Origin of the sequence: Mesorhizobium sp. M1399 (assembly GCF_040317735.1) — a bacterium.
Lineage (GTDB): Bacteria > Pseudomonadota > Alphaproteobacteria > Rhizobiales > Rhizobiaceae > Mesorhizobium.
On the sequence record NZ_JAMYKZ010000001.1, the window covers coordinates 402,800 to 420,848 of the forward strand.

Genomic DNA, 18,049 nt, shown 5'->3' on the forward strand with positions numbered 1-18,049 from the left:
TTCATCTGCCAGTGGTAGTTGGCGCATCCGCAGGCGCCATCAGCCCTACCATCAGATTGCATCAGTTTGCGTGATATTTTTCAGGCAGGCGATTCCTGGACTGCGTCGGCCGGATTGCTCCCGGCGCCCATCTACTCCAAACGACCATGACGTCCCTTGTCGTGGGCGCTGCGGGCCTGTTTGATACCGAAGACCTCAGGTTCCGGATGTCAAGATCAGCCCTTGATCCAGGCCGGGTCGCGAAAATTGTCCCATGTGGCACCGATGCCTGCATCGACCGGAATGGCAGCGCCTGTAATGCCATTGGCTATGGGCGAGGCGACGAACGCAATCGCCGCTGCGATGTCACGCGGTGTCAGCACCCGGCCGAGCGGATGCCGCTCGGCGTAGGAGGCGAGGATCTCGTCGCCATTCGGCAGCGCTGCCAGCCGTCCGGCCAGCAGCGGCGTATCGGTCACGCTCGGGCAGACGCAATTGACCGTGACCCGGTCCCGCGCCAGGTCGAGCGCCGCCGCGCGGGCAAGGTTGAGCAGCGCTCCCTTCGACACGCAGTAGGAGAACATGCCGTGCTCGGCCTGCAGCCCATCGAGGCTGGAGAGCAGCACGATGGCGCCGCTCTTTTGCTTGCGCATGCCCTTGGCCGCCTCGCGCACCACCAGGAATGAGCCTCGCACGTTGACGCCCATCACCTGCTCGAAATCCTCGACCGAGGTCTCGAACACCGGCCCGCCGACGCCGAGCACGCCGGCACAGGCCACGGCGACATCGATTTCGCCAAGCTGCTTGCGCGTCGCCGCAAAGGCATCGGCGACGGTCTTCTCATGACCGGCATCGCCTTCGAAGGCGATCGCTTTCCGACCGATGTGCTTGACCTGCCTGGCGGTGTCTGCAGCAGCGCCCGCGGTCCAGTCGAGGATGGCGACATCGGCGCCGAGATCGGCCAGTGTCAGCGCCGTCTCGCGGCCTATGCCCGAGCCGCCGCCGGTGATGAAGGCGACCTTGCCTTGATAGGAAAGTCCGGGAAACGGTTCGCGCGGGCTCATGCGCCCGCCTCCGCTGCCATTTTGATCGTGCCTTTGTAGGTCGGGGCGCCGCCGCCCGGCACTTTCAGCCGCCACAGGCGCCCGGCATAGGACGGTTTGTCGCTCGATGCCAGCACGCTGGCGTCGGTCACCCACAGCGTCTCGCCATCGAAGGCGAGATTGGTCGGCGCGCCGCCGCACTTGATGAAGCCCTTGATGGCGCCGTCGCGGGCGACGACATGGATGCCGCCGCCGACCAGATCCGTGACCAGCAGCGAACCGTCGGCGGCGATCGTCATGCCGTCGAGGATCGGGTTATCCCCCGGCATGCGGCCGAGATCCTCGATGCTGCCGTCGCCCTTCAGTCGCCTGACACGGCCGGTGTAAGATTCGTCCCAGACGATCGAGCCGTCGGCCTCGACGACGATGCCGTTCGGAAACACCGGTTCTGGGAAGGCCACCTTGATTGTCGCCTTGCCGTCCGGCGCCAGCGCAAAAATGTAGCTCGGGTCGGGACTGGCGGGATTATAGGTGCCGGGGTCGGTCCAGACCAGCGTACCATCCGGCGCAAAGACCAGATCGTTCGGGCCATTGAGTTTGACGCCCTCGACCTCGGTCACCAGAATTTCCGGCCCGGCGCCCGGCCGCACCCGCTGGATCGATGGCACGGTCATCTCAGGCGCGCGCCACGGACCGACGGTGCCGCCGTTCTGGCAGACATAGAGCGCGCCGTCGGAGCCAAGCACGCAGGAGTTCGGCGCGCCGGTGACATAGGCGAATTGCCTTGCCTTGTCGTCCTTGCCAACGATGGTCAGCTGGCTGCGGTAGCTTTCGACGAAGACCAGGCTGCCGTCCGGCATCACGGTCGGCCCTTCCGGCCATCCGAGATTGTCCGTCACCAGTTCCGGCGAAAGATCGTTCTTCATTTCACGGCCCCTGCGGTTAGTCCGCGCACGATGTAGCGCTGGACGAAAAGCGAGAAGAGGAGGATCGGGATGACAGTGACGACGCCGACCGTCGCGGCGATGTTCCAGTCGATCGGTCGCTGCGCGCTGACCAGGGTCGCGGCACCCAGCGATATGGTCTGGAAGGCACGGCTGTCGATGACGTAGAGTGCGACCAGGAACTCGTTCCAGATGAACAGCGCGCCGAACAGCGCTGCCGTCACCAGGCCCGGCCGCACGATCGGCAGCATGACGTGCCACAGCACACCGACGCGCGTGCAGCCGTCGATCATCGCCGCTTCATCGATCTCGCTCGGGATTTCGTCGAAGAAGCCGATCATGATCCACACCACGAGCGGCAGCGAAAAGGCGATATAGGGCAGGATCAGGCCCGGATAACTGTCCTGCAGGCCGGCCGTCTTGACCATCAGAAACAGCGGAATGGCGACCGCGATCGGCGGCATGAAGCGCATCGACAGGATGGTGCTTGCCAGCTGCTCGCTACGCTTGAAGCGCAGCCTTGAAAACGCATAGGCCGCCGGCGTGCCGATCAGAATCGCGGCTGCGGTTGCGATGCCGACCACGATGATGGAGTTGAGGGTGAAGGCCAGCATCCCCTGGCTGAACAGCACCTCATTGTAGTTCTTGACGATCTGCGTCCAGTTGAGGTTGAGCGTCGGTGGCACCTGCGCCAGGATCTCGATGCGCTTCTTGGTAGACAGCACCGCCAGATAGAGGAAGGGCGCGGCGCCGAAGATGCCGAGCACGATGAGGAAGAGGTAGGCGATGACCCGGCCCGGGCGGATCTTCATCGCGAGTTCCCGGGCCGGATCTGGACGTATCTGAGCATCACTGTCGTGCCGACGGCGAGGATCAAAAGCATCATGTAGGCGACCGCCGCGGCATAGCCGTAATTCTGGAACTGGAAGCCGTTCTGGAACGAGAAAAAGGACAGCGTCGTCGTGCTGCGCGCTGGCCCGCCATAGCTCAGCCCGTAGATCAGGTCGAACGAACGGAAAGCATCGACGGCGCGGAACACGGCGGCGAAGACGATGGCCGGCGTCAGCATCGGCAGCGTGATGCGCCGGAAGGTGACGAATGGGCCGGCGCCGTCGACCTGGGCGGCTTCGAAGACATCCTGCGACAGCGCCTGCAGGCGCGCAAAGACGATGATGAAGACGAATGGCGTCCATTGCCAGCAGTCGACGAGGATCACCGTCACCATCGACATGCCGACCGAGCCCAGCCAGTCGGGTGGCGTCAGTCCGATCTGCTTTATCGCCCAGTTGACCAGCCCCCAGTCCGGATTGAGCAGGGCGCGCCACATCACCCCGACGATGATCGGCGTCATCAGCATCGGCAGCAACAGGATGCCGCGCACGATCCAGGCGCCCTTCAGCTGCAGGTTGAAGAACATCGCCAGTGCGACGCCGAGCACGACCTGGATGGAAACCGAGAAAAACACCATGATGGCGCTGTTCATGGCGGCGTTCCAAAACAGCGGATCGACCAGCAGGGCACGGTAATTGGCGAGGCCGACGAAATTGCCGGTGCCGGTCGCGGCGGTCAAATCTGTAAGCGACAGGCGCAGGCTGTGGAACAGCGGATAAATGCTGAAGACGATCAGGTAAAGCAGGCACGGGCCGAGGAGCAGCCACACGGCTCTCCCCGGCTCGTCACGTGTGCCGAAGACGAATTTCGTCTGGGTGGCGGCGGTTGTCGCAAGGCTCATCGAAAATCACATCCACAGCGATCCGCGCGGGCACCGATCAGGCAAGGTGGCCTGCCTTCCGCAAGATCGCCTCCCACTGGGTCTGCACTTTTTCACAGGCAGTCTTGGCATCTTGCGTGCCGATCAGCGCCGCGTTGAACTCGACGTTCATGACATCGTTGAGTTGAAAGAATTCCGGGATCAGCGACGTCGGTATGGTGTCGGCCGTCTCGATCGCCGTCAGCGCGTCCTTGAGGTAGGGGAACTTCGCCACCAGCTCGGGATCTGTGAAAGCCGAGGTGCGGTTCGCATCGATGTTGTATTTCTCGATGGAATAGCGGTTCACCGCCTTGCTGGTGATCCAGGTCAGCGCCAGCCAGGCGGCGTCCTTCTTCGCCGGGTCGATATTCTTCGGGATGCCGACCCCCCAGCCGCCTTGGATTGCCCGCGGCGACTTGCCGTCGCCGGAAGGAACCGGGGTGGTCGCGGTGGTCTCGGCGACCATGGAATTCTCGCTGTTCAGGATCGGCCCGGCAATTGTAGACCAGAAGATCATCTGCGCGATCTTGCCGGTGGAGAAGCCGTCGACGTTTTCGGCAAAGCCGTATTTGGTCACATTCTTCGGCGCATAGGGCAGCAGGTCGATCAGCATCTGCAAGGCGCCGATGCCTTCCTTGGAATTGACCTGCGGCTTAAAATTCTTCTCCTTGGCGCTGCCGGTCATCAGCACGCCGCCAGTGGTGATGAAGCGAGTGTACCAGTCGACCGCGGCGAGCGAGAAATCGTTGGCGCCGATGAAGGAGCAACCGGCCACGTCGTCGGTGTTGAGCTTCTCGGCGGCAGCCTTGAACTCGTCCCAGGTCTTGGCCGGCTGCAGGCCTGCCGCGTCGAACAGGTCCTTGCGATAGAAATAGATGACCGACCCGGAATGCAGGCCGGGTATGCCGTAGACGTCCTTGCCTTTGCCAACCGTGCCGGAGGCCATGTCGAAAATGCCGACATTCTTCATCGCCGCCGGGATGAGATCGGCGAAATCCCAGTCCGGCGGCGTTTTTGCGGGATCGTCGATATAGGCGTTGAGCTGCTCGTAATAGCCGCCGCCGACCTGCTGGGTCGTCAGGAACCCAAGATACTCGATCAATTCGAACGAGGATTTGTCTGCCTTGAGGTTCTGCAATGTCTTTTCGATCAGCGCGCCGAGTGCCGGCGAGGTGATCTCCAGTTCCATGCCGGTCTCCTCGACGAATTTCGGCATCATGTCGGCGAGCGCGCGATGGTCGTTCTCATCGCCGGTCATCAGGATGTTGATTTTGGTGCCGGCGAACTTCTTCATGTCGAAACCGGCGGCGTAGAGCGGCACGGTGCCGCCAAGTCCTCCAAACGCCGTTGCCAGGCCCAGCATGCCGGCGCGCTGCATCAGGTCGCGGCGCGTCAGGCCGCCTGTATCCACGGCGGCGTTTTCGCCGGGCCGCGGGTGATCCGTCTGCTCTTTTCCGCTCATGTCTCACTCCCCAGTTTCTTCTTTGTTCTGCCGACGGGACTGCATCGGTCCGGACGGCAGATTGCATCCGGCGATCTAAATAGTCAATCGATTGCTTAATGATCGCTCAAACGATTGCTTGAACAAACACGTCGTGTTATCGATGCCGTGCTCTATGGGTGAAAATTGTCTCGGGCGCAGGCGCTTGACAGCTGTCGCGCACGGCCTCTACACGCTGGCAAACAACAATGTGCCAGGCGACTGAATGGCGGCCTTCCAGCGCATCCGAAGCCCGAACCGACAGGGAGGTCGTCGATGAGCCTGGGAAGCGTTGTCGTGACAGGTGCGGGCGACGGCATAGGACGCGCCATAGCGATCCGATTGGCCGCCGACGGCTGGAATGTCGTCGGCCTCGAACTTGACCGGGCGGCAGCCGAGGCGCTTGGCAAGACGCTTGGCAACGGCCATCATGCGGTGTGCGGCGACGCATCCGACCGCTCGGTGCTGAAAGCCGCCCGCGAGGCGGCGGAACAACTCGCGCCGTTGCGCGGATGGGTCAACAATGTCGGCATCGCCTTGATGGGCAATCTGCATGAACCCAATGAGCCCGAGGTCGAGCGTTTGTTCGCCGTCAACCTGATGTCGCATTTCTGGGGCTCGTCCGAAGCCATCCGGACGTGGGTTCGAGACCGGGCGACCGGTTCGATCGTCAATGTCTCCTCGGTGCATGGCCGCTCGGCCTTCAACATGTGGGCGGCCTATGATGTGGCCAAGGCCGGCATCGATGCGCTGACCCGCTATATCGCGGTCGAATACGGGCCGATCGGCATCCGCGCCAATGCGGTCGCGCCCGGCGCCGTCCGTACGGCGCTGGTGCAACGCGTGATCCGCGACAGCCCCGACAGCGCGGTGGCTGAAAAGGAAATGTCGATTCAGCATCCGCTCGAGCGCATCGGCGAGCCGGAGGAGATCGCGGCCGCCGTCTCGTGGCTGATTTCGTCCGAGGCCTCGTTCGTCACCGGCCAGTCGCTGGCCGTCGATGGCGGCTTGACCTCGCGCTGCTACCGCTATGCGCCCGACGCGCAACTGCTCGCCATGTACGGAAAGGGCTGAAGCCTTTGAAGCCAATCAGCCCGCCGGGGCGCGCCACGCTGAAGGACATTGCCCGCACTGTCGGCGTCGACGTTTCCACCGTTTCCAAGGTGCTCAACGACGGCGGCATCAGCGTGCGGCCGCAGACGCGCCAAGCAATCATCGACGAGGCAAGCCGGGTCAACTATCGCCCACATGCGCTTGCTCGCAACCTGCGCACCCAGCGCACCGGCGCACTCGGCATTCTGCTGCCCGACCTCACCAATCCAATCTATGCTGAGACGGTGCACGGCGCGATGCGCCAGGCCGAACAGTCCGGCTACGTCATGCTCATTGCCGAGGTTGCGGACGAGCGCACTTCCGCTGCCGCCTATATGCGGCTGGTCAGCGAACGCCGCATCGACGGGCTGATCATCGCCGTCAGCGCCGAAAGCAGCGAGATGATCGCCGCCATCGAGAACAATCCGGTGCCGCACGTCTTCGTTAACCGCCGTTCCAGCATCGGCCGCAGCGTCACCGTCGACGACCAGGCTTCGGGACGGCTTGCCGCGCAGACCCTGATCGAGGCCGGCCATCGGCGCCTCGGCTTCATCGGCGCGTTGCCCGAACTCGACACCTCGCGACGCCGGCGCCATGGCTTCGTCGAAGTCTGCCAGGCTGCCGGCCTGCCGGCCGTCGTCGAAATCGCCGGCCCGGTCTCGCGCCGCGGTGGCTACGATGCCTTGCACAGGCTGCTCGATGAGGCGCAACGCCCGACCGGCGTCTTCGCCTTCAACATGCTGGTCGGCATCGGTGCGCTGGCGGCGGCCCGTGTGCGCGGCGTGCGCGTGCCGGACGATCTTTCGGTGGTTACGCTCGACGGCGAGGACGCCATCTTTACCGCGCCGCCGCTGACCGCCATCATTACCCCGCTCGCCGAAATGGGCGCGCGCGCCGTCGTCGAGCTCGAAGCCATGATCCAGGGGCGCGAACCGCAGGATGTCGTCATCGATATCCCGCCGAAGCTGGTTTACCGCGAATCCGTGGCGCCGCCGCCTCGCTAAAGCGGTTCATCGTTTCACGGAAACGCCGAACCGCTCTATCTCTTTGTTTCTACGCAATTCCGGACGGAAAACCGTTTCACACCTTTCCTGGAATTGCGCTAAAGCCTTCGCGGCTCAAGCCGTCGCCGGACCGGCGACGATGCCGCGGTCGTGCAGGCCTCCGATCTCGCCGTCGCTCAACCCCAGTTCGGTCAGGATCTCGTCGGTGTGCTCGCCAAGTACGGGCGCGCGGACTGCAGGAAGCCGTTCCACCGAGGAGAAATCCAGTGGCGAAGTCGGCGTCAGCAGCGATCCGAGACCGGGGTGATCGACCTTTGCGAACATCGGGTTGTCCGTCGAGCAGCGCGGATCCTCGACCAACAATTGCCGGAATGTCTGGTAAGGCCCCCACGAGACGCCGGATGCCGTGAAGATGCGCCGCACGTCGGCGAAGCTCCGTGCCGAAAACCACGGCGCCAGTAGGGCGGCGATCGCCTCGCGCGCCGCATAACGCCCGCCTTCGCTGTCGAGGTCGGCGCCGCTTGTTGCCGCGAGCTTTGCCGTGTCCAGCCCGGTCGCCTGCAGCAGTACGGCCCATTGCCGGCCGGTCAGCGCCATCACCATGACGCGGCGGTCGTCGGCGGTGAGGAAATCCCGCCCGAACGCACCATAGAGATAGTTGCCGTCCTTTTCGGCACTGCCTCCAAGTTCGGCCTGCGCCAGCCGACCGAGATTGCCGGTCATGGCCAGCGCTACGTCCGATAGCGCCAGTTTCACCAATGACCCGTTGCCGGTGCGGCTGCGGTGGCGGTCGGCGGCAAGCACGCCCACCGCCGCCATCTCGCCCATCGCGATGTCCCAGGCCGGCAGCACGCTATTGGTAGGCTCCGTGGCGCCGCGCGCGCCGGTGATTTCGGCAAAGCCGGTTGCCGCGTTGACGGTATAGTCGACCTCGCTGGTTCCATCATTGTTGCCGGTCAGCGCGATCATGATGACGTCGTTGCGCCGGTGCTTCAGGGCCTCGTAGGAGAGGGCGCCGCGCGCCGCAAAATTGGTCAGGAAGATGCCGTTGCCCGGCCCCGGTCTCGCGATCAGACTGGCCACGACGTCCTGCCCTTCGGGCGACTGCAGGTTGATCTGGATCGAACGCTTGCCCTTGTTCATGCCGGCCCAGAACAGGCTCTGGCCGTTGTCCGCCACTGGCCACCGGCCATGGTCGAGCCCACCGCCGATCTGGTCGTAGCGGATCACGTCGGCCCCCAATTGTGCCAGCGTCATGCCGCCGAGCGGTGCCGCCACGAAGGCCGAGCCCTCGACGATGCTAAGGCCGGCGAGAATGCCGCCGCTCATGCGAACAGCCCCACTGATCGCCAGTCGAGCACGTCGGAAATCCCGCCATCGGAAGCGGTCGCCCGCACCAGTGAGCGCAAATGCACCAGCCCACCGCCGCCGGGCAGAGGCTCGCAGCGCCCGATGCCGATTTCGGAGTGCAGCGTGTCGCCCTCGTGCACCGGCCCCAGATGATCGCAGTCCTGCCAGCCCAAAATGGTTACCAGCGACGGCAGTGCACGGGTCAACTGTGCCGCTGCCAGCCCGATCGTATGGCCGCCATAGACGAGGCGCTGCCCCGTCTGGGTGCGGTCATGGTGGATCGTCGCCAGGTTCATCGTCAGCCGCGCCAGCTCCGGCGCGCTGCTCACCACATCGCCGCCGGCAAGGCGATGGATGGTGCCGGCGCTGAGATCGTTGAAATGCGGGCCAGGCACCGCCTTGCGGTAAGCGTCGAGGTTCCATCCGCCGATCGCCGCCGGCGCTCCCATGAACTCGGATCGCGGCGGATCGGTTTCGCCCTGCGCGGCACCATCCCCTGCCTGTCTGGCCGGTAGTAGCGCGCACCGGCAGAAATCGAGTACCGGTCGGTCCTCCTGATCGCTGGTGGCGATCCGCATGGTGACCAGGCCGCGCGACGCACGCCCCGGCCTGGCGGCGGCGGACCGCAGCCCGATGATGGTGGTAACGGTCTTCAAACTGTCGCCGATCGCCGGCGCCCGGCGAAAGATCAGACCGCGGTAGAAGAGGTTGGCGATCGCCCGCTGCGTCACCAGCGTCGACTGGCCGATCGCCACGTCCCAGACCAGCGCCGGCGCGGCAAAAGGCTGCTTTAGTCCGGTCACGGATGCCGACAGTGCCGCATCGAAGGCCAGCCTCAGCCTGCCGCCGACGATTGTATGGTGGGCAGCGGCAAGGCCGTCGCTCAGCCGCATCACCGGCGCTCCGTCGAAGCGGTCGCCGATGCGGAGATCCTCGTAGAACGGACCGTCGATGCCTATTGCGGGTGGAGACGTGCTCACGCTGCTGATCCTTCGTCAGCTTCGGCCCGGATCAGAAGGATGCGCTGCCAGCGGCCGCACCACCACCTTCAGCCAGGGGTAGAACGGCAGCGACGCGATCGCCTCATGCAGCGCGGTCGCGTCGGGCGCCTCCCAGATGCCGAAATTCGCCCATCGGCCCGGCTGACGCCACAGCCGGCGCACGATGCCGGCCGCGGCCAATTCCTTGGCGCGACGGCCTTCTGCCGCGATCAGCTCCGCCTTTTGCCGGGGGTCGCCGTCGGGCGGGAAATTGACCTCTATTTCGACCAGAAATTCCATCTCTGGTCCCCTCCAGCCGAATGGGCGCCGACATGCGACAGGATTTCGCCGAGATCCGGCGCCGGTGAGTCCAGCACCTCCATTGTCGCCCGCTCCACGGCATCGCTTATGTCGGCCTTAAGCTGGTCGAGACCGCCCGGCGCCAATATTTTTTCGCCGGCCAGCCGCTCTGCCAGGATGTCGATAGGGTCACGCTTCAGCCAGGCATCGAGCTCGCCGGCCGGCCGATAGGTCGCCGGGTCCGAACGTGAATGGCCGGAATAGCGATAGGTCTTCATTTCGATCAGTGTCGGCCCTCCGCCGCGGCGGGCGCGGGCGACGGCGGTCGCCATCGCCTCCGCCACCTTGTCGACATCCTGCCCGTCGGCGACGACGCCCGGCATGTTGTAGCTCGCGGCACGTATGGCGATGTCCTCGACCGGCGTCGACAGCTGGATACGGGTGTATTCGCCGTAGAGATTGTTCTCGCAGACGAAGACCACCGGCAGCTTGCGGATCGCCGCGAAATTGAGCGACTCGTGGAAGGCGCCGATATTGGCCGAGCCGTCGCCGAAAATGGATACGGCGATGCGGTCCTTGCCGCGGGCGCGAGCCGCCATCGCCGCGCCGCAGGCGATCGGCAGGCCGGCGCCGACGATGGCGGCGGTCGGCAGCAGCCCGACCTCCGGCTCGACCAGATGCATGGAACCGCCGAGGCCACCGGCGCAACCGATGACGCGGCCGCAGATCTCGCCGATGACCGCCGTTGGCGACACGCCGAGCGCCAATGCATGGCCATGGCCGCGATAGGTGCAGGTGACGATGTCGTCGGGATCGATCGAGCGCGCGATGCCGACCGAGACGGCCTCCTGTCCGCTGGCAAGATGCGTGCTGCCGCGGACGTGCCCTTCGGCGAAGAGTTTCTGGATGCGCTCCTCGACCGCGCGAATCTCGACCATGCGCGTGAGCTGCTCCAGCCTGTTCTTCAAGGCCTCGCGCCGCACGATCGGCACATTCGAATTGGAGAGCGTCATGCTGCGTTCCTCCACCACGGCAGGGGTGGCTTGTTGGTCGAGACAAGCGTCGCGATCTGCTCGGCCACATAGGCCGGGCTCGGCAGGAAACGGGCTTCCAGCGCGCCGCTATAAGGTACGGGCGCTTCGGGAAGAGTGATACGATGCGGCGGCGCCTTCAGCCGGCCGAACGCTTCGATGGCGATCGACGAGACGACATCGCCGCCCCAGCCGCTGCCGGCCGGCGCCTCCTCGAGTGTCACTAGGCGGCCTGTGCGCGCAACCGATTCGGCAACACTCCGGCGGTCCCATGGCCACAGCGTCAGAAGGTCGACGACCTCGATATTGGCGTGGCTGGTTTCCGCTGCCGCGAGCGCCACCCGCCGCATCGCGCCGCAGGTGACGAGCGTCACGTCGGTGCCGGGCCGCGCGATCTCGGCCTGGCCGAGCGGAATGCGGTAGTTGCGGTCGAATTCGTATTCCTCGCGCTCGGCGTAAAGCACACGCGGTTCGAGCACCACCACCGGATCCGGATCTTCGATCGCCGACCGCAGCAGGCCATAGGTCGTGCGTGCATTGCTGGTCACCGCGACCTTGAGGCCGGGCGTGCCGCGGAACCAGTGGTCGAGCATCTGCGAATGCTGGCAGCCAAACCCCTGGCCGGCGCCGGCTGACGCGCGCACGACGAGCGGCGTGGTCAGCCGGCCGCGCGACAGATAGCGCATCGTTGCCGCCTGCGTCGTCAACTGGTCGAGCGCGACGCCGATGAATTCGATGAACATCATCTCGACCACCGGCTTCAGGCCGCAGACGGCAGCACCGACCGCGGCACCCATGAACGCCATTTCCGAAATCGGTGTGTCGATCACCCGTTCGGGGCCGTGCGTGGCAAGCAGCCCCTCGGTCACCTTGAACGGACCACCGGCGGCGGCGATGTCTTCACCCATGACGATGACGCTGGGGTCATCCGTCATTGCATCGTCAAGCGCCCGCAGAACCGCTTGCCGTATCCAGATTTTAGCCAAGGTTCAGACCTCCCAATGCACTGCTCGGATCGTCGATAGCGTCGGCGAAATCATCGCAGCGGAAAAGATTTGGAAACGTTTTTATCGGCACTGGCGTCATTCCGGTTTGTAGCTGCCGAAGGCTTGGGCACTTTCGATGAGCTCGACGCGGAAGCCGTCCGGGTCGATCAGGTAAACCGCCTTGCCGCCCTTGTTCGGCCCGATCGTCGGTGTCACCGGCGGCGACACGGATTTGACGCCCATCGCCGTCAGTTTTTCGTAGAACGACATGAGGTCATCGACGTTGAAGGCGATGTGGCCATTGCCGACATTGCCGTTATGCATGTCGACGGGAATCTGCTCGACATTGCGGTATTCCAGAAGCTCGAGGCAGACGTCGGTACCGGGCAGGCGCAGGATGGCGCTGTGCAGGTCGACTTCTGGATAGCCGACCAATTCGCCGATATAGGGCGCACGCGGGTTCCATTGGAACGCCAGCTCGAATCCGAGCACGTCGCGATAGAACGCGATCGAGCGGTCGAGCGAGCGCACGGTGAAGCCGGTGTGATGGGCTTTCGTGATCCTGGCCATTCCGTCTGCGCTCCTTTGGTCAGGCGTTCAGATAGCCGTCGTCGCACATGACGACATGGCCGGTGACCAGTTCCGAGGCGTCGCTGGCGAGGAACACCGCCGTGCCGATCAGTTCGCGCGGCAAGCCGAGTCGCGGCCGCGGCATACGCGCCTTGATGAAATCGGCGGTGATCGAGCTTGTCGCTCCCGCCGCCCTGGTCAGCGGCGATTCCATCAGTGTCGGCCCGATGCCGTTGACCCTGACGCCGCGGTCGCGCCACTCGAGCGCCAGTGCGCGGGTGACCTGCAGGACGCCGCCCTTCGACGCGAGATAGGCGCTCGCCCAGGGATAGGCTTTGAACGAGCCGATCGAGGCGATGTTGATGATCGAGCCCTTGTTCTGGCCGAGCATCACTCCGCCAAAGGCCTGGCAGCAGAAATACGTGCCCTTCAGGTTGAGGTCGAGGATGAAGTTGAATTTGTCCTCGGGGAACTCCTCGGCCGGGCTGCGGAAGGCCGAGCCGGCGCTGTTGACCAGTATGTCGACATGGCCGTGACCGCGCTTGACCGCCTCGGCCAAGGCGAAGCACTGGTCGCGCTTGGTGACATCGAGGCTGGCGACCTCGGCTTTGCCACCCTGTTCGGCGATCGTTGCGCGCGTCGCTTCGGCGCCGGCCATGTTGATGTCGGCAACGATGACGGTGACGCCCAATTGCGCGTAGCCGATCGCGATCGCGGCACCCAGCCCGCTGCCGCCGCCGGTCACGACGGCGACGCGGCCGGAGAGGTCGAAGAGGCCCGCTGCATAATTGGCGGGAACGGTCTGGTCGTCGGTCATCGCTATGCCCGTGTCTAGGCCGCTCCGCGGCGGCTTTGGTCAGTTGAGAATGTGGTCGGGATCCTGGTGCGGCTGGCTCAGCGCCCATTCCCGGTTGAGCATGTCGCCGAAGCCGGGTTTGGCAGGAAGCGGCTTCATCAGCCCGCCCTTGATGATTTCCGGTTGCACCAGGCTGTCCGCATAGGGGTCGACGCCGCTCCACGGCACGCCCCATTCGACCGGCTTGTCGGAAAAGCCCCAGGCGCTGAACACCTGGCTGTGCACATGCGCGAACATGTGCGGACCGAAATCGACGCCCGCGGCAAGGCACTCGTCGATAATGGCGCGGCCGCCGGTAATCCCACCCATGCAGGTCAGGTCGACGCGCACGCGGTCGACGGAGCCGGCCATGATCAGCGCTTCGGGATAGTAAGAGCCGCCCTGTTCGTCGCCTTGCCAGATCGGCATTGGCACGCGTTTGCGCAGCTCGGCGAGCTTCCTGGCGTTTCCCGGCGGGAAGATGTCTTCGATGCAGCCCATATTGAGATCGGCGAGGCGGTTGGCATAGGCGGCAGCCGCGTCGACGTCCGAGAACATCCAGACCAGATCGGTGCCGAGCCAGGCGTCCGGCGCGTTCCTGCGCGCGGCGCGCAGCCGCGCTTCGGATTCATCCAGCGTGACGCCCATTGGCGCCTTGAACCGGCGCCAGCCCGCGGCATAGAGCCCTTTCACCTGGTCGCCGATCTGCTGCGGGTTCATCAGCGCCGGCGGGTAGCCGACGATCGCGGTTGCCGGCATTGGCGCGGTTGTTCCGCCGAGGAACTCGGCGATCGACTTGTCGGCTATCTTTGCTGCCGCGTCCCATGCGGCGAGGTCGACCTGCGACAGCGCGCGCAAGCCGACACCGGCGCTGTGCGAACCGTAGCTGCGCCCCTTGGCTGTCTTGAAGGTCTTCACGCGGTCGCCAACGTCGGTACCGATATAAACTGGGGCGATGCTCTTGCGGATCTGCTCGGCGCAGGCGCCATCCCGCGTCAGCGTGAACGACCAGCCCTCATGGCCGGACTGCGTGCGCAGCCGCACGACCACGAATTCCCTTTGCTTCATCACCCAGTCGCCAAAGATCACCGGCGCCGGCAATTGGCCCTGTATGGCGGCGACGCTGATATCGACGATAGTTGAAGGACCAGGCATTCCATCCCCTCCCAAGGACCCCGGCCGACCCGGGAAAGCGGAGCAACCATAGCCCCGCGAGGCGGTTTGGTCAACCGATTGATCTGGTCTGGTCAAACGATTGACATAGATTCTCGAATTGCCTAGTCTCGCGCCACAATTTCTGGTGCGGGACCGCTTTTGTCGGCAGTCGCCAACGGTGCGAAATGCGCTCCTGCATCGCCCGCGCCTGGCTGCTTGCAGGCCGTTGCGCAGGGAAGGGTGTTGATGGGATCGATCAGCCTGCAGAAGGTCGGCAAGCTCTATGGCGCCGTTTCGGCGGTCCATGGCGTCGACCTTGAGGTCGAGGACGGCGAGTTCGTCGTCTTCGTCGGCCCGTCCGGCTGCGGCAAGTCGACATTGTTGCGCATGATCGCTGGGCTGGAATCCATCACCACCGGCAAGATCAGCATCAATGGCAAGGTGATGAACGAGGTGTCGCCGCGCGATCGCGACATTGCCATGGTCTTCCAGAACTATGCGCTCTATCCGCAAATGACGGTGCGCGAGAACATCGCCTTCGCGCTGCAGTTGCGTAAATTTGCCAAGGCCGAGATCGACCGCCGCGTCAGCGAAGCGGCGCGAATTCTCGACCTCGCCGATCTGCTTGACCGTAAGCCGCGCGAGCTCTCCGGCGGCCAGCGGCAGCGTGTCGCCATGGGCCGCGCCATTGTGCGCGATCCGGAGGCCTTTTTGCTCGACGAGCCGCTCTCCAATCTTGACGCGAAATTGCGCGTCCAGCTACGCGCCGAGCTCAGCCGCCTGCATGTGCGGCTCGGCGTCACCACAATCCATGTCACCCACGACCAGGTCGAAGCGATGACGCTCGGCAGCCGCGTCGCCGTCTTTTCGCGCGGCGCGCTGCAGCAGTACGACACGCCGCACGCGCTCTATCACGCGCCGTCCAACATTTTCGTTGCCGGTTTCATCGGCAGCCCGGCGATGAATTTCCTTGAGGCAACTGTAGTCGATGCCGGGCGCGGCAAGATGGTCGTGTCCATCGGCGACGGTCGGCTGGTTGTGACACCGAAGTCGGATGCCCACGACCTCCCGGCCGGCAGAACATTGCTGGTCGGCCTCCGGCCGGAGCACCTGTCATGGCGGCCTGCAGGCGAAGCTTCGGCCAGCGGGGGGGCAGCAAGCTGTCTGGCCGGCCGTGTCGAGCTGGTCGAACAGCTCGAACCTGAATCCTTCATCGCGGTGGCTCCAGCCAATCCCCAGGTCGTCATCCGCACCGCTGATGATTATTCGATCGGCACTCCCGCCGATCCGGCCGAGCTGGTGCGCCGGGATGCCCGCCTGATCGTGCTTCGCGTCAGCGCCGACAAGGTGCCGCGCCGCGACACGATGCTGGAACTCGTCATCGATGGTAGCCGCGCGCATCTCTTCGACGGCACCACGGGCAAGGCGCTGTGATGAGAACGCGTGCCGCCTCGAATTTCACCGAAGTCTTTGCGCTCGATCTTGGCGGGGGTCTTGTCGTCTGGCAACGAAGAAGTGGGTGTTTTCAAGCGCCCATCCGCCGCGAAGCCTGGCTGCCAGCCGGCGGACTTCCTTCAACCCTCGCCTTGCAGACGGAGAACTGACGATGCGTTCCACACTCAAGATGCCCAAGGTCGGCGATGCCGTCGATGAAGTCGTCATCAGCGAAATCCAGGCCAGCATCGGTGCCAAGATCACCGAGGGGCAAACCCTGTTCACGGTGGAGACCGACAAAACCCAGGTCGAGGTTCCCGCACCCTTCGCCGGAACCGTCATCGAGATATTGATCGCTGTCGGCGATGACGTGAGGACCGGCGCCCCGACCCTGGTGCTCGAGGTCTGACATGCCGAGGGTTCATTCGGCCCGCGACGAAAGGTTTGGCTCGTATCTCGACGACTACGAGATCGGCGACGTGTTCAAGCACTGGCCGGGCAAGACCGTTACCGAGGCCGATGACCACCTCTTTTGCCTGCTGACCATGGCGGCCAGCCCGCTCCACATCGACCGCCATTTCGCCGAGACCGAAATGGCGCAAGGCCGCAATGTCGTCGTCGGCACCTATGTCTACTCGCTGCTTCTCGGCATGAGCGTACCCGACATTTCCGGACGCGCGGTCGCCAATCTCGGCCTTAGCGAGCTGCGCCATCTCGCTCCGTTGTTCCATGGCGATACGCTCTATGGCGAGACCGAAATACTGGCGCAGCGTCCATCCGCCTCCAGGCAGGGCGAGGGGGTTTTGACCGTTCGCACGGATGGGTTCAACCAGGACCGGCTCAAAGTCTGCACATTCACGCGCTCGGTCCTGCTGCCGCTGCGCCCCGGGAAGGACGCGTGATGGACAAGCCGGCTCCGCCAGCGACCAAGACCGTGCCGAAGGCCGAAGCGTCGGGGCCGCTCGACGGCGTCCGCGTCATCGAGCTGGCCACCGTCGTAGCCGGGCCGGGTGCCGGCCGTTATCTTGCTGATTTCGGCGCGGAGGTCATCAAGGTCGAGGGGCCGGGTGGCGATCCGACCCGCCGCATGGGGTGGACCGGTCCGGGGGAAACGGATTCCTATTTCTGGAAACTGGTCAACCGAAACAAGCAGGTCATTGCGCTCGACCTCAAGACCGATACCGGCAAGGAAAATCTCTGGTCGCTGCTGCTCGACGCCAACGTACTGATCGAGAACATGCGGCCGGGCAAGCTCGAGGCGCTGGGTTTTGCGCCGGACGAACTGCTGCGCCGCAATCCCAGGCTGGTGATCCTGCGCATCACCGGTTTCGGCCAGGATGGTCCCTATGCCATGCATCCGGGCTTCGCCACGATTGCCGAGGCGATGAGTGGGTTTTCCGGGCTCCTCGGCGAGGCCGGGGGCCCGCCGCTGCTGCCGCCGATCGCCATGACCGACGAAGTCACCGCCCTTGTCGGCGCCTTTGCGGCGCTGGCGGCGCTGCGTCATGCCGAGCGGACAGGCGAAGGCCAGACAGTCGACGTCAATCTGCTCAACTCGATGTTCCAGATCATGGGGCCGTTACCGTCCGCCTATGCCCATCTCGGCTATCTGCAGCCGCGGCTCGGCTCCGGCATCCCCTACACCGTCCCGCGCGGCACCTATCGTTGCGCCGATGGCGTGTGGGTGGCGATTTCGAGCTCGTCCGATTCCGTCGCCCGCCGCGTCCTGGCCTTGATCGGTCACGGTGACGATCCCCGCTTTGCCGGCTTCCAGGCCCGCAGCCAGAACCGCGAGGCATTGGAGGCCTATGTCGCCGCCTGGGTCGCCGGCCGGCCATCCGAGGAGGTGCTGCGCGAGTTCCGCCGCGTCGATGCGGCAATCGCCAAGGTCCTCGACATGAGGGACATCTTTGACGACGAGCATTTCCGCGCCCGCGGTATGATCGCCGAAGTGGACGGCGTGGTGATGCAGAATGTCGTTGCCGGCATGTCGAAGACACCCGGCCGCCTGCGTCATCAGGGCCGTCCGTTCGACGCCGATACCGAGGCGGTGCTCGCCCGCTTCGCTGGGGGTCGGGGAGCCGCAAAGAAGCCGACGCAGAAGACCTGAACCACT

19 protein-coding genes are annotated in these 18,049 nt (G+C 64.7%); 6 read left to right on the forward strand and 13 right to left on the reverse strand.

Translation table 11 applies throughout. From position 1 onward, the window contains the following. Positions 1–215: 215 nt before the first annotated feature. Genes NKH05_RS01930 through NKH05_RS01950 form a run of 5 tightly spaced genes read right to left on the reverse strand, consistent with a single transcriptional unit; the run spans position 216 to position 5,178 of the window. Positions 216–1,043, reverse strand: coding sequence for an SDR family NAD(P)-dependent oxidoreductase (locus NKH05_RS01930; RefSeq protein WP_352493999.1), 828 nt, complete (start codon positions 1,041–1,043; stop codon positions 216–218). After that, positions 1,040–1,948: an SMP-30/gluconolactonase/LRE family protein gene (locus tag NKH05_RS01935; RefSeq protein ID WP_352515634.1), complete on the reverse strand. Its 909-nt coding sequence runs from the start codon at positions 1,946–1,948 to the stop codon at positions 1,040–1,042. Before NKH05_RS01935 ends, NKH05_RS01930 begins: the two co-directional genes overlap by 4 nt. Further along, complete coding sequence (locus tag NKH05_RS01940) at positions 1,945–2,778, reverse strand: carbohydrate ABC transporter permease (RefSeq protein WP_352494001.1); 834 nt, start codon at positions 2,776–2,778, stop codon at positions 1,945–1,947. Before NKH05_RS01940 ends, NKH05_RS01935 begins: the two co-directional genes overlap by 4 nt. Next, on the reverse strand, positions 2,775–3,698 hold the full coding sequence (locus NKH05_RS01945) for a carbohydrate ABC transporter permease (RefSeq protein WP_352484091.1): 924 nt from the start codon (positions 3,696–3,698) through the stop codon (positions 2,775–2,777). Before NKH05_RS01945 ends, NKH05_RS01940 begins: the two co-directional genes overlap by 4 nt. Before the next feature lie 37 nt (positions 3,699–3,735). After that, positions 3,736–5,178 carry an extracellular solute-binding protein gene (locus tag NKH05_RS01950; protein ID WP_023716812.1) on the reverse strand — a complete coding sequence of 481 codons (1,443 nt, stop codon included), beginning with the start codon at positions 5,176–5,178 and terminating at the stop codon, positions 3,736–3,738. A gap of 294 nt (positions 5,179–5,472) precedes the next feature. Here NKH05_RS01950 and NKH05_RS01955 point away from each other — a divergent pair, with 294 nt between their 5' ends. Next, on the forward strand, positions 5,473–6,270 hold the full coding sequence (locus tag NKH05_RS01955; RefSeq protein ID WP_023716813.1) for an SDR family NAD(P)-dependent oxidoreductase: 798 nt from the start codon (positions 5,473–5,475) through the stop codon (positions 6,268–6,270). A gap of 5 nt (positions 6,271–6,275) precedes the next feature. After that, positions 6,276–7,292: a LacI family DNA-binding transcriptional regulator gene (locus NKH05_RS01960; RefSeq protein WP_353024959.1), complete on the forward strand. Its 1,017-nt coding sequence runs from the start codon at positions 6,276–6,278 to the stop codon at positions 7,290–7,292. Between the two features lie 114 nt (positions 7,293–7,406). Here NKH05_RS01960 and NKH05_RS01965 read toward each other — a convergent pair whose 3' ends face one another. From NKH05_RS01965 to NKH05_RS02000, 8 genes are all read right to left on the reverse strand, one after another. Then, complete coding sequence (locus tag NKH05_RS01965; protein WP_353024960.1) at positions 7,407–8,621, reverse strand: CoA transferase; 1,215 nt, start codon at positions 8,619–8,621, stop codon at positions 7,407–7,409. Then, positions 8,618–9,622 carry a MaoC family dehydratase gene (locus NKH05_RS01970; protein WP_353024962.1) on the reverse strand — a complete coding sequence of 335 codons (1,005 nt, stop codon included), beginning with the start codon at positions 9,620–9,622 and terminating at the stop codon, positions 8,618–8,620. The genes NKH05_RS01965 and NKH05_RS01970 overlap by 4 nt, the downstream gene beginning before the upstream one ends. Positions 9,623–9,637: 15 nt before the next feature. Further along, positions 9,638–9,922, reverse strand: coding sequence for a muconolactone Delta-isomerase family protein (locus NKH05_RS01975; RefSeq protein ID WP_023716817.1), 285 nt, complete (start codon positions 9,920–9,922; stop codon positions 9,638–9,640). Further along, positions 9,901–10,935 (reverse strand): thiamine pyrophosphate-dependent dehydrogenase E1 component subunit alpha, encoded by a 1,035-nt coding sequence (locus NKH05_RS01980; RefSeq protein WP_084642367.1) that lies wholly within the window; start codon positions 10,933–10,935, stop codon positions 9,901–9,903. Before NKH05_RS01980 ends, NKH05_RS01975 begins: the two co-directional genes overlap by 22 nt. Continuing rightward, positions 10,932–11,939: an alpha-ketoacid dehydrogenase subunit beta gene (locus NKH05_RS01985; protein ID WP_352789882.1), complete on the reverse strand. Its 1,008-nt coding sequence runs from the start codon at positions 11,937–11,939 to the stop codon at positions 10,932–10,934. Before NKH05_RS01985 ends, NKH05_RS01980 begins: the two co-directional genes overlap by 4 nt. A gap of 96 nt (positions 11,940–12,035) precedes the next feature. After that, a complete protein-coding gene (locus NKH05_RS01990; RefSeq protein ID WP_352588929.1) occupies positions 12,036–12,509 on the reverse strand; it encodes a VOC family protein in 474 nt (157 codons plus the stop codon). Between the two features lie 19 nt (positions 12,510–12,528). Beyond that, positions 12,529–13,326 (reverse strand): SDR family NAD(P)-dependent oxidoreductase, encoded by a 798-nt coding sequence (locus NKH05_RS01995; RefSeq protein ID WP_352494009.1) that lies wholly within the window; start codon positions 13,324–13,326, stop codon positions 12,529–12,531. A gap of 39 nt (positions 13,327–13,365) precedes the next feature. Continuing rightward, positions 13,366–14,499, reverse strand: a complete 1,134-nt coding sequence (locus tag NKH05_RS02000) for an enolase C-terminal domain-like protein (protein ID WP_352999403.1) — start codon at positions 14,497–14,499, stop codon at positions 13,366–13,368. A gap of 246 nt (positions 14,500–14,745) precedes the next feature. Between NKH05_RS02000 and NKH05_RS02005 the strand changes: the two genes are divergently transcribed. The 4 genes from NKH05_RS02005 to NKH05_RS02020 all read left to right on the forward strand — a co-directional run bounded on the left by NKH05_RS02005 (position 14,746) and on the right by NKH05_RS02020 (position 18,043). Beyond that, the gene (locus tag NKH05_RS02005; protein WP_352484087.1) at positions 14,746–15,933 is read left to right on the forward strand and encodes an ABC transporter ATP-binding protein; all 1,188 of its coding nucleotides are present in this window, start codon (positions 14,746–14,748) and stop codon (positions 15,931–15,933) included. Positions 15,934–16,105: 172 nt separating this feature from the next. Beyond that, the gene (locus NKH05_RS02010; protein ID WP_023716824.1) at positions 16,106–16,342 is read left to right on the forward strand and encodes a biotin/lipoyl-containing protein; all 237 of its coding nucleotides are present in this window, start codon (positions 16,106–16,108) and stop codon (positions 16,340–16,342) included. Position 16,343: 1 nt separating this feature from the next. After that, positions 16,344–16,835 (forward strand): MaoC family dehydratase, encoded by a 492-nt coding sequence (locus NKH05_RS02015; RefSeq protein ID WP_023716825.1) that lies wholly within the window; start codon positions 16,344–16,346, stop codon positions 16,833–16,835. Further along, positions 16,835–18,043 carry a CaiB/BaiF CoA transferase family protein gene (locus NKH05_RS02020; RefSeq protein WP_352484086.1) on the forward strand — a complete coding sequence of 403 codons (1,209 nt, stop codon included), beginning with the start codon at positions 16,835–16,837 and terminating at the stop codon, positions 18,041–18,043. The genes NKH05_RS02015 and NKH05_RS02020 overlap by 1 nt, the downstream gene beginning before the upstream one ends. Positions 18,044–18,049: the final 6 nt, after the last annotated feature.